The sequence below is a fragment of the Kibdelosporangium banguiense genome (assembly GCF_017876405.1).
Classification (GTDB): Bacteria; Actinomycetota; Actinomycetes; order Mycobacteriales; family Pseudonocardiaceae; genus Kibdelosporangium; species Kibdelosporangium banguiense.
On record NZ_JAGINW010000001.1, the window covers coordinates 3,985,753 to 3,999,407 of the forward strand.

The following is a 13,655-nucleotide window of genomic DNA, read 5'->3' on the forward strand; positions in this document are numbered from 1 at the left end:
CGGAAGATGAGAGAAGTCCACATGGGATTGGGATTCGGACCGGCTGCCGATGGCGGCGGCGCAAGCGTTCCGCTCCGCCTGCACGTCTACTCAGGAAAGGATCGGCACGACATACTGATGGCGCTGGCGGCCGGCCAGGAATCCGGCCAGGGGCCGGCACGCTTGGTCATCCTCGCCGCGGGGGCGGCGGAGCACGCCGCGCGCGTGGCCGCTGCCCGCAAGTGGTTGACCGGTTCCGGGCGGCCACCCGAAGGCGTCGCCTTCCGCGAGACTCCGATAAAGGGTGAGGTCGCGTTCGTCTTCACCAGCGGTGCCGCCGCCTATCAGGGCATGGGCAAGGAGTTGATGCTCGAGTTCCCCGAGATCATGGCTGCCCTCGAGGCGCGCTGCGGCCCGTTGGACCCCGTTGGATGGGCGTACACAGACACCAAAGTGGACAGTGTGGATGCCCTCGATCAGATCTGGGCAGCCGGCTTGCTCGCCCAGTTGCACACCGAGATCAACTGGGGCCTGCTGGGCATCTCGCCGGACGCGATCATCGGCTACTCGTCCGGCGAATCCAATGCGCTGGTGGCCATGGGGGCGTGGCGGGACGTCCCGGATCTGGTCACGGACGCACGCGGTTCCGTGCTGTTCACCAGCGGGCTGGTGGGTGAGTTCGAGGCGGTGCGCCGCGTGTGGCGGCGCCTCGGAGTCGACGGCGATCGGTGGATGAACTACATCGTCAACGGACCGGTGGAAGACGTCCGCGTGGCGCTCGACGGAGAGCCCGCGGTGCACTTGATGGCAATAAACGCACCGGACTCGTGCGTCGTGGGCGGCGAGGCGGCGGGATGTGAACGCGTCGTCCGCCGGCTCGGACCGGGACGTGCGCTGCCTCTCAACTACGAGATCGCGGTGCACGCGCCCGAGTTGAACGAGATCCGGGAGCAATGGTGGCATTTGCACCACCGGCCGACCTTCGAAGTACCGGACGTGCGGTTCTACTCCTGCGCCACTGCGGACTGGTACTCACCGACGCCGGAAGCCGCGGCGGATGCGCTGACCGCGCAGGCGGTGAGCACGGTCGACTTCGCCGCGACGGTCGAGCGTGCGTGGGCCGACGGGGTACGCGTGTTCATCGAGCACGGTCCCCAGGCGCTGTGCACCGGATGGATTCGCCGCATCCTGGGTGACCGGGAGCATCTCGCGGTCGCTATGGACGGTCGTGGCGTGCACCATCTCGCCGGCACTGTCGCGGAACTCGTCGCAGCGGGCGTGCCCATGCGGACGGATCCACTGTTCGATCACTTGGCGCGAAACCGGGCGCCGGCCGTGGAAAGCGCTGCCCCACAGATGATGCCGCCCGCGCCATCGCGGCCACGAGTATCCGCCGAGGCGCCGACTGCAGCCATACCGGCCACGGCACACCCCCGGACGGCCGTGACGGCGGTCGGCGACATCTATCGGCGGATCTCCGCACGGCATCAGGAATTCCTGACGCGCCAAGCAGAAGTCCACCAGCGGTTCCTGCTTTCCCAGCGCAGCACCAGCGTCGTGCACCACGGGACGGGCAACACCGGGCACATTGGACCCACCGGGCGACGTGATGCCGGTGCCGACCAGCCCGGCCATGGCGAGCGGTTCTGCCGGCTGCTCAGCGCCGAGTTGACCTTCCATGGCAGCCCGCCCCTGCTCGGTGAGGAGCTCCGCGGCGAGACTCGCGTCGATGGGTACGGCGACCACAATGGTGTGCGCCTGTCGTTCTTCCACGGCACCTGGTACGTCGGCGACGAGCCCCGCATGACAGCCCACGACTGCGTTGCCGGCTTCTTCACCGAGAAGGAACTCGCTGCGCTTGGCGGCGTGCAATGGGATCCTGCGGCAGAGTCACCCGGCGCCTCGGAGCCAGTCGATCCGCCGGCCGTCGTCTGCTCGGTTCGCCGATTCGGTCCCGACGCGGTGCGCGCGTTCGTCGACGGCCAGCCGGCCGACTGTTTCGGGCCCGGTTGGGAGCGAACCCGATGCCACATCCGCAGTCCGCGGATATCGGACGGCCGGATGCTCCTCAACGAGGTGACCGAGTTCGATCCGGCCGGTGGGCCGTGGCGCCGGGGCTATCTGAGAGCCGAAACACCCGTCTCGCAGGGGGACTGGTTGTTCGAGGCTCAGTTCACCGATGACCCGTTCATGCCCGGCTCGCTGATGTTCGACGGATGCCTGCAGGCACTGGCGTTCTACCTGGCGGCCATGGGATATACGGTCGACCGCGACGGCTGGCGCTTTGAACCAGTGCCCGACCATGCCTACCACGTGCGCAACCGCGGCCGGGTGACCCCGGACAGTCGCGGCCTGACTTACGAGGTGTTCGTCCGGGAGGTAGCGGCAGGCCCGCAACCGACACTGTTCGCCGATGTACTGTGCACAGTGGACGGAACTAGGATGTTCTACGGCCGCCGTCTGGGTCTGCGGCTCGTGCCGGACTGGCCGCTGTCGTACTGGCGCCCGCTCGGCCCTCCCGCCGTCCTGACCACCGGTGAGCCGGTGGCGCCGGCGGAACTCGGCGGGCTGCGAGGTTACCACGAGACCAAGCCAGTGGCCGAAGTGGACGGCTTCCGTTTCGACTACGCGGCTCTGCTCGCGCTCGCATGGGGGAAGCCGTCCGAGGCTTTCGGACCCGCCTATGAGGTCTTCGACGGTCCGCGTCGGATCACTCGCATGCCCGGCCCGCCTTACGGTTTCATGAGCCGCGTAGCGTGGGTCGACGGCCCGTTCCTTGGCATGAAAGTCGGTACTCGGGCCGAGGTCGAATATGACGTTCCTGAGGAAATCTGGTACTTCGAGCAGAACGGCTGCCCGGCCATGCCGTTCGCGGTGCTCCTGGAGGTTGTCCTTCAGGCCTGCGGCTGGGTGGGCTTGTACGCCGGCGTCGCGCTGGCAGGCGGCGACACGGACCTGTTGATACGTAACCTCGACGGCACAGGCACCGTGACCGGTGAGATCCGGCCGGGGACACGCACACTACGCACTCGCGCCGAGCTGACCCGGGTCTCGCAGGTCGCCGGCGTGGTCATCATGTCCTTCGACATCGAGTGTTTCGCCGACGGGCAATCGGTTTTCCAGCTGTCCAGCGGGTTCGGGTACTTCGCACCGAAGGCCTTCGACAATCAGGTCGGCCTGCCGCCGTCCGATGCCGAACGTGCCCGGCTCGCGGCACCATGCGACCGCGTCGTCGATCTTACGCGACGCCCGGCCCGCTACTTCGACGGTTCGCTGCGGCTGGCCGGCCCGATGCTGCTCATGCTCGACCGGATCACCGGCTACTGGCCGGACGGCGGCGAGGCCGGGCTCGGCCGGTTGCGTGCCGAAAAGGACATCGATCCGGGTGACTGGTTCTTCAAGGCCCACTTCTTCCAGGATCCCGTGCAGCCGGGCTCACTGGGTGTCGAGGGCATGTGCCAGCTCCTGCAGTTCTACCTCATCGAGCGCGGTCTCGGTGCGGGACTGCGTAATCCGCGATTCGAACCCGTGCTGCCGGGTCGCCAGGTGACCTGGAAGTACCGTGGTCAGGTCGTACCGACGAACAAACGCGTCACGGTCGAGATGGACATCATCGAGGTCGACGAGCACGACCGCCACGCGGTCGGGCATGCATGGCTGTGGGTGGACGGAATACGCATCTACCACGTGAAGAACCTGGGCATGCGTGTCGTGGAGGGCGCCACCGGCGGTCCGGTGTCACGCTCGGCGGAGCACGTGCTCGATCCCGCGGTCGACAAATGGTTGCTGGATCACTGTCCGACCTTCACGTTTCCGGCATTGCCGATGATGTCCACGGTCGATCTGCTTGCGGGTGCGGCTGTCGGCCACACCGGCCGCCCCGTCACGGCAGTGCGCGACGTGCAGCTGCGCCGGTGGGTGCCGATCAGGGAGGCGGTTCGGCTGAGGACAGAGGTGAGTGGATCGGGCGATGAGCTGGACGTGACGCTCCTGGTATGGCGTGACGCGGCGACACCAGCGCTCTCCCGTTTCGAACCGGTAGCCAGCGCCACCGTGCGAGTCGGCGGGCAACCGGCCGGATCTCGGGCGGCGCCCGGACCTCTGGCCGGCGCCGAGCCCGCAGGCGATCCCTACTGCACCGGAGTGGTCTTCCACGGGCCGAGTTTCCAGTACCTCGTGTCATGGCGCTTGGGGATCGGCGGAGCATCGGGAGTCCTCGACGCCGGTCGTGGCAGTGTGCCGCGCGGGATACTCAACCAGGGACTACTCGATGCCGCTACCCACGTCATACCCCATGCCCAGCTCTGGCGGTGGTCCGACGAGATCGGCAGGGACGTGGTGGGATTCCCGCACAAGATCACAGCGTTCGAGTCGTTCGCGCCGCTGCCGGACTCCGGGAATGTGTACGTCGAGGCACGCTTCGTCGGATTCGACCAGGGCAACAGGACGCGACCGGTCGTGGACTTGTGGCTGTCGGACGAGCGGCGGCTACTCGCCACCATCCGCCTGGTCGACATCCTGATGCCCGGGGGACGCTTGGGGATTGCGGAACCCGGTGTACGACGGGCTTTCCTGCGGCACCGGCGCTACGCGGGAGGCCTCGGCATCTCGGTGAAGGACGCGGATGTGACCCGACTGTCCGTTGCGGACGTCGAACAGTTCGACTGGCTGGGAGGAACCATCGCGCATGTCTACGGTCTCCCAGCCGGATCCCGAGGCAGGGACCATCTCGCCCGGATCGCGATGCAAGACCATGTGGCGCGGCTTGCCCGCGTGCATCCCTCGGCCGTCGAGGTGGCTCTGCGGGAGCACCGGGCCTGGCCGAAGGCAAGGCCGGACGAGATCCACCATCTGCATGTCGAACAGGCAGCCGATCACGTGACGGTACACAGCCTTGTCCCGCCGACCTGATACGCCTGCTTTCGAACTGTGGTTCCCCTGGGGCATCTGAAGGTGCGACGTCCCAGGGGAACCGCCGCGATGGTCAGCCGGTGACCGGATGGTGCCCTTTCACCGGCGTCGGACCGTCAGTGATCGAGTCACCGAACGCCGCCCACGGTGTCACGGGCCGATGAGCTCCACGCCGGTGAGAAGTACTACGAATTCGTCGTCTCGGTGAACGCGTCCGGCAGCGCGTCGGCACGATGGTCCCTGGACGCGCGGTAGGTAGTCCATCAAGGACCATGTTCATACCGGCATTCTATGTTTTTTGTTGTACCGCAACGCGTTTGGCGTATTGTCGGCTGCTCCGAGCTGGTAGCCACCAACATCACCGCCGTTGGTTACGCGGACCAGTTCAGCGGCCCCTTTCGCGACGCACGCAGAGACGTGACACTGACAACGGCTCGCCCCGGTGCCGTGCCCGACCGTCGCAGACAGTTGTTTGGCAGGAAGCGGGCGCGGCATGGCATCGACATTGTGTCGATGTGTTCACGACGATGGGTGCTACGAGTCTCGTCGTAGTTGCCAATTGAGCAAGGAGTTTCCCGTGTGTCGCGTATTGCCCTGACTACGGAAAAGCGCAAGTGCACCTCTGTGGACGGAGAACGGAACAACCATGACGCAGCCTGTTGTCACTCGCGAAGGCATCTTCGCTGTCATTACGAAGAACATTGCCACCGTGATCGAAGGAGCTGAAGGCCTGGAGGTCACCGAGACAGCCAGCATGAAGGACTTCGGCGCGGACTCGCTGGAGATGGTGGAGGTGGTGTCGCGCTCGATGAAGGAGCTACGGATCAAGGTCCCGCGCACCGAGCTGTCGAAGGCTTCGAACCTCAAGGAGCTCGTGGACATCTTCGAGCACTTCGCCGCAGCCGCCTGAGGTGCTCGATGGAACGGACTTTCGATCAGCGTGTCGTGATCACTGGCATGGGTGTGGTGACGTGTCTTGGTGACAGTGTTCCCGAGTTCTGGGCGGGACTTCTCGCCGGACGGTCCGGGATCACGAACTGGAAAAGCATGGATGAGCGGGTGGAGTGCCGGGTCGCGGGCGACATGAGCGACTTCGACTACAACGAGCATCTGGGCCGTGTGGGTCGTGGGTATGACGCTGAGCTGACGAAGGCGGCCAAGAGACTCCTTCGCGTCACGCCGCTTTCCGGGCGAATGACAGCGTCGGCTGCGGCTCAGGCATACGTCGACGCTCGGCTTGATTCCGCCACGGTCGATCCTCGCCGAGTCGGGCACGTGCTGGCCGGTCAAAACCTGAATACGCCGCTGATCACGGAGAACAGCCGTATCTTTGCCGACGACCCGGAGTACATGACCCCGTTGATGGGGATGGTGGCACTGGACACCGACGTCGTCGGTGTGGTCTGCGAGCTGTTGCACCTGCGTGGGCCGAGCTTGATGGTCGGTGGCGCATGCGCGAGCGGCAACTTGGCTGCCCTCAGTGCGTTGGACATGATTCGCGCCGGTCGAGCGGACGTGGTCGTCGTCACGGGTGGCCCGGTTGCCATGGATCCCGCGGTTATCCAGGCGTGGGTGGAGATCGAGGCGTTGACCTTCCGGTCGTTCAACGATGATCCGGCCCGCGCCAGCCGGCCCTTTGACGCTCGACGGGAGGGCTTCGTGCCCAGTGAGGGCGCGGCCGCGGTGGTGATCGAGACGATGGCGAGCGCCCGGCGGCGCGGCGCAGGCGTGTACGCGGAACTTCTTGGTGGCGCAGCGGCGTCGGATGCTTCCCGGCAACCCCAGCCGCACCAGGACGGGCAGGAGCGTGCGATGCGGAACGCATTGCAGGACGCGCGTGTCCGCCCGGAACAGGTCGACTACGTCAATGCCCATGCGACGTCGACGCCGCAGGGTGACCCGGTCGAGGTCGCCGCGGTCAAGGCCGTCCTTGGCGACCGGGCGCGCAGTGTTCCGATGAACGCGACGAAGTCGATGATCGGACACAGCCTCACCTCGGCCGGAGTCATCGAACTGGTTGCCACGACGCTGCAGATCCAGCATGGCGTGCTGCACCCGACGATCAACCAGGAGGAGAAGGACCCGGAGCTCGATCTGGACTTCGTCCCGAATGAGGCCCGTGAGCAGGCCGTCACCGTAGCGATCTCGAACTCGTTCGGTTTTGGCGGGATCAACTCGTGCTTGGTTGTGGGATGCCCAGGATGACCGCACTGCTGTTCGCAGGGCAAGGCAGCGAGCGGGTTGGCATGGGTGCTGGGCTGACCGCTGCCTGTGCGGGCTGCCGGGCCACGTTTGCCGCCGCGGACAAGGCACTGGACCGGCCGTTGTCGCGCTGGATTGAGCAGGGGCCAGAGGATGTCCTGCGAAGTACCGAGATCGCACAACCCGCGCTGCTGACAATCGGTGTCGCGCAGGGGGAACACCTGCTGGCGCATGGCATCGAGCCAGTGGCACTCGCGGGACACAGCCTCGGCCAATACACCGCCTTGGTGACGGCCGGGGCGCTGAATTTCGACGATGCAGTGCGCCTCGTCGCGGCACGTGGGCAGCTGATGCAGCAGGCTGTCCCGCGCGGAGCCGGAGCGATGGTGGCTGTCTCGGGCTTGCCACCGGAGGCCCTTGCGGTGGCAAGCAAGCTCGGCAACGAGCACGGTGTGGTTGGTGTGGCCTGCTTCAACGCACCCGGCCGAGCCGTTCTCTCCGGAGAAGCAGACGCCGTCGCGGTCGCTGCGAATGCCTGCGAGGACGTTGGAGGCGGTGTTGTCGCTCTGCCGGTGAGTGCGCCGTTCCACAGCGCGCTCCTTGCTCCTATCGTGCCGCAGTTTGCTCAACTGATAGCCGAAACACCAATACAGGCGCCGAAAATTCCTGTGGTGGACAACGTCACAGCGCAGCCGTTGCGTGACGCCGAGGCGGTCAGGAAGTCCCTTGTGGACCAGATTGAAGCGCCGGTGCTGTTCGAGGACAGCCTGCGCACCCTGATGGAGCTGGGCGTCCAGCGCGTGATCGGATGCGGGCCAGGCACTGCGGGGCTCAAATTCGCATCGCGAACCATTCCGGACGTCCCACGCGCGACATTCGAGGAGACCGCGGCTGCGACGCGCGATGCGGGAGGTGCACATGTCGGGCCGGTTTAACGGCAAGAGTTTTGTTGTCACCGGAGGTACGCGTGGCATCGGGCGGGCGATCGTGCTCGGCGCTGCCGCCGATGGTGCCCGCGTGGTGTTCTGTGGACGCGGTGAATCCGCGCCTGTCGGAGCCGAGGTCGAAGCCGCTGTCCGTGCGGCGGGCGGTCAGGCGCGGTTCGTCCCGGCGGATGTCGCCGTGGAGGCAGATATCGAGCGGTTGTTCGACAACGCCCTCGGATGGCTGGACGAGGTGCACATCGTGGTGAACAACGCCGGTGTCACTCGTGGCTCGTTGCTCGTGCAGACCGCCCTCGAGGACTGGCAGTATGTGCTGGACGTCAACCTTCGTGGTCCGTTCCTGGTCTGCCGTCGCGCGGTGGACGATATGCTGTCCCAAGGCAGCGGTGGCCGGATCGTGAACGTTGCTTCGTTCACGGCCAACGGTCTTGTGGGCGCGGCGAGCTATGCGGCTTCCAAGTCCGCTTTGCTGTCGCTGACCCGCAGTGTGGCCAAGGAGTACGGTCGCCGCCGAATCTTCTGCAATGCGGTCGTTCCCGGGTTCATCGAGACCGACATGACCACCGGATACCGCCCGGCTGCTCGGGCAGCGCTGGCTCAGCTCTCACCCTACGGGCGGTTCGGGCTCGCGGAGGAGGTCGCCGGCACGGTCCTCTTCCTGGCATCAGATGAAGCGTCGTTCGTGACGGGTGACGCCGTGTATGTGGCAGGAGCGGTACGTGACGTGCCGCGGATGATGTCATGACGTCGAAGGAAGCACCTATGCAGCTGTCAGTAGGTATCGACGACCTCACTCTCTATGGCAGCACACTGGCCGTGGACGCCGCCGGGCTCGCATCGGCCCGTGGCACATCCGAGCGTGAGATCCAGAGACTGCAACTGGTGCGCCGATCCTTGCCGCCGAGCTTCGAAGACCCGGTCACCTTGGCTGTGAATGCCGCGCGCCCGCTCACCGATCCGGACGACCCGGACCGTTACGGGCTACTGGTGGTCGCGACCGAGTCCGGTGTGGACTATGCGAAACCGCTGAGCTCCTATGTTCACAAGTACCTCCAGCTCTCACGTCGCTGCCGGCATCTCGAAGTCAAGCACGCGTGCTACGCCGGCACGGCCGCGCTGCGGCTCGCAAGCGCGTGGGTTCACTGCAATCCCACGCGCCGAGCGCTCGTGATCACGACCGACATGGCCCGGCGACTGTTCCACGATCCCGCAGAGCCGGCCGAGGGTGCGGGCGCCGTCGCCATGGCTGTCGCGGCCGAGCCGCGGGTGCTTGCGTTGGAGCCGGCGAGCGGTGTGGCCGCGCGGGAGACCTACGACGTGATGCGGCCGACCCCATCCTTGGAGACCATCCACTCTGGACTTTCTCTGGCCGCGTATCTCGATCTGCTGGAACTGGCGTGGGACGGCTATCGCGAAGATGCCGGCGCCGACGTGTTCGACACCTTCAGTCATGTCATTTATCACACGCCGATCACTCCGCTCGTTCAGCAAGCGCACGGCCTCGTCGTCGAGGCCCATCGACCGGATGTGGAACCAAGCGCCGTTGCGGATAGTTTCGGGCGGATGGTCCGGCCGTCGCTGAAGTACTGCCAGGAACTGGGGAACACATACTCGGGGAGCTTGTGGGCCGCACTGGTCGCACTGGTGGATCACGCGCCGTCGGTCGCGATCGGCGAGCGGATCGGCTTGTACTCGTATGGTTCTGGGTCCTGTGCCGAGTTCTTCAGTGGCCGGTTCGGGACGGCCGCGCGAGAAACCGTTGGCCGTCACCAGATCGGCCAGCACCTTGCAAGCCGCAGGCTCGTGGATGTGTCCGAGTACGAAAGGATTGTGCTGGACGCCGAGCGGAGCCTGACCGAAGCCCATTTCAAGCCTGACACATCACTCGTGCCGGGGCTTCTCGATGAGGCTTATACCGGCCGGTCACGGTTGGTCCTCGAGCACGTGCGTGACTACTACCGGACGTATGGCTGGAAATGACCGTGAACGAACGACTTCGGATCAAGCTGTCGGCCGTGTCCGGCCGGCCCACGATCACCGGCCCGCTCACCGAACACATCGCGACCACCCTGACCGAGGCGAAGGCTCGCTATGTCACCGTCGAAGGCGAAGCGGGCGCGTTCTGCGAAGGCTTGGACTTGGACTGTCTGTCGGACCCGGCTGAGGATTGGACGGCTGTCCAACGTGGATACGCGGCTATGTTGCGGGCAATCGAACGCGCTGCATGCCCGGTCGTCGCCTTGGTCGACGGTGTTGCGCTTGGTGGCGGACTCGGGCTTGTGGCCACAGCCGATCTGGTGATCGCGACATCGAGGTCCACATTCGGGCTTCCCGAAGTCCTCGTCGGACTCATTCCCGAGATGGCGTTGCCCTACCTCGCCCAACGCGTTGGTGTGGCCAAGGCCCGGCTGCTCGCACTCGACGGCGGGACTGTCGACGCGCCTACCGCACTACGGATTGGCCTGGTTGACGAGATAGCCGACGACCTCGACATCGCGATTGCCCGGCACGCGCGCAGGTGGCTGCGGGCGGATGCTCGTGCACAGCAGGAAGTCAAGGCGGGGATCGTGGAGATGAACGCACCGGATACCGAAGTCGCGGCATTGCGCCGGTTCACGAAGCTACTTGCCACAGCCGAAACGCAGAGACGAATCGTACGGATGGCGGCCGGTGAGCCACCGTGGCTCGACGACAGCGAAGGAGAGCTGTGACCACTCCTGGAACCATGCAGGACAAGGTCGTGGTCGTCACGGGTGGATCACGCGGTATCGGCCGTGCGATCGTGCTCGCGGCTGCCACAGCGGGTGCACGGGTGGCTTTCTGCGCACGGAAGCTTGGTCCTGCGACTGATGAGGTCATCACCCAGGTGGAGAGCCTGGCCGGCAAGCACCGTGCCCTTGCGGTCGCCGCGGACGTGGCCATCGAGTCCGACGTCGAGGAACTGTTCGACGCGGTCGTCGACCGGTTCGGCCGGGTGGATGTCGTGGTCAACAATGCCGGAATCAATCGCGACGCGCTGCTGGTGCACACCACGACCGAGGCGTTCGACGATGTGATCGCCACGAATCTGACCGGCGCTTTTCTCGTCTGCCGTCGAGCTGTCCGGGAGTTCTTGGCACAGGGCGGCGGTGGGCGGATCGTGTCGATCAGTTCGTTGTCGCAACATGGTGCGACATCCCAGGCGGCGTACGCGGCGAGCAAGGGTGGACTGCTCGGGCTCACCCGGACGATCGCGAAGGAGTACGGTCACAAGTCGGTCGTCGCGAACCTGGTGACTGTGGGATACGTGGAAACGGAACTCACTCAGCACTTCGATGAGGGTCTGCGCCGACTGCTACTTGAGGCAACCCCCTTGCGACGTAACGCAAAGCCGGAAGAGATCGCCGCGGCAGTACTGTTTTTGGCCTCAGCGCGTGCCGGATACATCAACGGTGAGGCCGTATCGGCCACTGGTGGCTTGGGCGAGGTGGCGATGTGACCATCGCACTGTATGGACTCGAACGAGCCGCTGACGGCGTGGCCACCTTGCGGATCACCACCGATGAAACTCCCCATGTCGGCGACGCTGCCCTGACAGCACTCACGAATGCTGTCGATGTCATCAAGCGTGATCCGTCCATACGTGCCTTGGTGCTCGAAGGTGGCGAGCAGCACTTCTGTAGCGGAGCGACCCGCGACACGCTGCTCGGCGCCGACGCACCACAGGCCATCGCGCGGCTGACGGGTGGTCTTCCACGACTGCTGTTGAGCCTGGAGATCCCGACGCTCGCGATGATGACCGGACACGCGGTCGGCGGTGGTCTGATGCTCGGACTGTGGTGTGATGTCGCCGTACTGGCCAAGGAATCGCTCTACGGAGCCAATTTCCTCGCTCTCGGCTTCACGCCGGGTATGGGTTCGACGGTACTGCTCGAAGAGGTCTTCGGGGTGCCGCTCGCGCGGGACCTCCTGCTCACCGGGCGAATGATCAAAGGTCGAGAGATCCGCGAAGCGGGAGTACCGCTGTCGCACGCCGTAGTGCCTCGTAGTGACGTCCGAGACCGGACGTACGCGCTCGCCACTGAGATGGCTCAGGCACCCCGAGCAGCGATGGGACTCCTCAAAGGACACATCACGACGCGACGTCGTGCCCAGCTCGAACGTGCGATCGTAAATGAACTCACCATGCATACGGCGGTGTTCGACCAGCCGGAGACCCGCACACGCATCGACGAGAGCTACCCCGCGCCGGTCGCCGCCCGCCACGGAAAGGAAACAACATGATCATGCCCGACTTCGCCGGCCGGGCGGCTCTGGTGACCGGAGGCACGCGTGGCCTCGGCAAGGCCATAGCCATGGAGTTCGCGCGTGCCAACGCAACTGTGTTCGTCACGCACCGATGGGGCAGCGTCGAGGAGACCGAGCTCACTGGCGAGTTCGACGCCGCAGGACTTCCATCACCGGTTGTCGTCGAGGCCGACGCGAGTGACCACGCCGCGACGCGCGCCCTGATGGCCCACATCAAATCACAGGCCGGTCAGCTCCATGCCGTGGTCAGCAATGTGTCCTTCGCGAAGGTCATCGACGACATGGATGACCTGAAGAGGTCCAGTATGGAACTGTCCCTCGGCTATTCGGCATGGCCCGTCGTCGACTTGGTGCAATGCGCACATGCCGCGTTCGGCTCGTATCCACGGTACGTCATGGCGATATCGAGTGACGGTGTCGAAGTCTGCCACGACAGCTACGACCTGGCCGGCGTGTCCAAAGCCGCACTCGAAACGCTCTGCCGATATCTCGCGGTGCGGCTCAAACCACAAGGCGTCCGCGTGAATGTCGTGCGTGCCGGCTATGTCGATACGCCCAGCGCACGGGCGGTCGTCGGCGACGACGTCGTGAAATCGGTCAAGGATCGCCCCGACATCCTGATGGACCCGGCCGGTGTCGGCCGGGCCTGCGTAGCCTTGTCGTCCGGACTGCTCGACGCGGTCACCGGACAGGTCTTGCGGGTGGACGAAGGCATGTCGCTGCTTGGCCCATCGGCATTTCTCGTCGGCCGCCGTGAACCGTTCGAGTTCCCCCGCGATGGCGCGGCATTGGTCGCCAGCATCGGTACGGAGGCCCGATGATCGCCACGATGACCGACGAGATCGCGGCTTTGTACCGGCACGCCGAGAAAAACCCGCTGGTCGACGACCGGCCCACAGCGACTGTGCTCGACCGTGCCGAAATCAAAGCGCTGTTGCCGCACCGGGATCCGTTCCTGCTCGTGGATCGCGTGACCATGCTGGACAGCGAACGCGGCATCGTGATCGCCCGCTACGACCTGGCGGCAGCACGAGAGATATTCGCCGGGCACTTCCCCGGCCGGCCGGTATACCCGGGGGCACTGCAGATCGAGACCGTCGGGCAGGCCGGCATCATCATCGACGGCATCCGCAACGGTGCGGTCACGAACTTCTCCGTGACGCATGTACTGGCTGCGCGGTTCACGCGGCCGGTACCTCCCAGCGGCGAGATCGAAGTCATCGCGCAGGTCTTCGACGACGGCCTTTTCCTGACGATCGTGGGGCAGGTCCTGTATGACGCCAAGATCTGCGCGGTCGCCGCAGTATCAGGCCTAAGTGGAGAGTGAACAAG

11 protein-coding genes are annotated in these 13,655 nt (G+C 65.5%); all 11 read left to right on the forward strand.

Annotated features, from left to right (window positions below):
* The first annotated feature begins 6 nt into the window (after window positions 1-6).
* The 11 genes from JOF56_RS18915 to JOF56_RS18965 all read left to right on the forward strand — a co-directional run bounded on the left by JOF56_RS18915 (window position 7) and on the right by JOF56_RS18965 (window position 13,650).
* Window positions 7-4,890, forward strand: coding sequence for an acyltransferase domain-containing protein (locus JOF56_RS18915; protein ID WP_209639800.1), 4,884 nt, complete (start codon window positions 7-9; stop codon window positions 4,888-4,890).
* 646 nt (window positions 4,891-5,536) lie between these two features.
* Window positions 5,537-5,800: a phosphopantetheine-binding protein gene (locus tag JOF56_RS18920; protein ID WP_209639803.1), complete on the forward strand. Its 264-nt coding sequence runs from the start codon at window positions 5,537-5,539 to the stop codon at window positions 5,798-5,800.
* Window positions 5,801-5,808: 8 nt separating this feature from the next.
* Window positions 5,809-7,095 carry a beta-ketoacyl-[acyl-carrier-protein] synthase family protein gene (locus JOF56_RS18925; RefSeq protein WP_209639806.1) on the forward strand — a complete coding sequence of 429 codons (1,287 nt, stop codon included), beginning with the start codon at window positions 5,809-5,811 and terminating at the stop codon, window positions 7,093-7,095.
* The gene (locus JOF56_RS18930; RefSeq protein ID WP_209639809.1) at window positions 7,092-8,027 is read left to right on the forward strand and encodes an ACP S-malonyltransferase; all 936 of its coding nucleotides are present in this window, start codon (window positions 7,092-7,094) and stop codon (window positions 8,025-8,027) included. The genes JOF56_RS18925 and JOF56_RS18930 overlap by 4 nt, the downstream gene beginning before the upstream one ends.
* Entirely contained in the window at window positions 8,011-8,781 is a 771-nt protein-coding gene (locus JOF56_RS18935; RefSeq protein ID WP_209639812.1) for an SDR family NAD(P)-dependent oxidoreductase, read from the forward strand. The genes JOF56_RS18930 and JOF56_RS18935 overlap by 17 nt, the downstream gene beginning before the upstream one ends.
* Before the next feature lie 17 nt (window positions 8,782-8,798).
* Complete coding sequence (locus JOF56_RS18940; protein ID WP_209639815.1) at window positions 8,799-10,016, forward strand: hydroxymethylglutaryl-CoA synthase family protein; 1,218 nt, start codon at window positions 8,799-8,801, stop codon at window positions 10,014-10,016.
* Window positions 10,017-10,018: 2 nt separating this feature from the next.
* On the forward strand, window positions 10,019-10,747 hold the full coding sequence (locus tag JOF56_RS18945) for an enoyl-CoA hydratase/isomerase family protein (RefSeq protein ID WP_209639818.1): 729 nt from the start codon (window positions 10,019-10,021) through the stop codon (window positions 10,745-10,747).
* Window positions 10,744-11,514 carry an SDR family NAD(P)-dependent oxidoreductase gene (locus JOF56_RS18950; protein ID WP_209639821.1) on the forward strand — a complete coding sequence of 257 codons (771 nt, stop codon included), beginning with the start codon at window positions 10,744-10,746 and terminating at the stop codon, window positions 11,512-11,514. Before JOF56_RS18945 ends, JOF56_RS18950 begins: the two co-directional genes overlap by 4 nt.
* A complete protein-coding gene (locus tag JOF56_RS18955) occupies window positions 11,511-12,299 on the forward strand; it encodes a polyketide synthase (RefSeq protein WP_209639824.1) in 789 nt (262 codons plus the stop codon). The genes JOF56_RS18950 and JOF56_RS18955 overlap by 4 nt, the downstream gene beginning before the upstream one ends.
* Window positions 12,296-13,144, forward strand: coding sequence for an SDR family NAD(P)-dependent oxidoreductase (locus tag JOF56_RS18960; protein WP_209639827.1), 849 nt, complete (start codon window positions 12,296-12,298; stop codon window positions 13,142-13,144). The genes JOF56_RS18955 and JOF56_RS18960 overlap by 4 nt, the downstream gene beginning before the upstream one ends.
* A complete protein-coding gene (locus JOF56_RS18965; protein WP_209639830.1) occupies window positions 13,141-13,650 on the forward strand; it encodes a 3-hydroxyacyl-ACP dehydratase FabZ family protein in 510 nt (169 codons plus the stop codon). The genes JOF56_RS18960 and JOF56_RS18965 overlap by 4 nt, the downstream gene beginning before the upstream one ends.
* Window positions 13,651-13,655 lie beyond the last annotated feature (5 nt).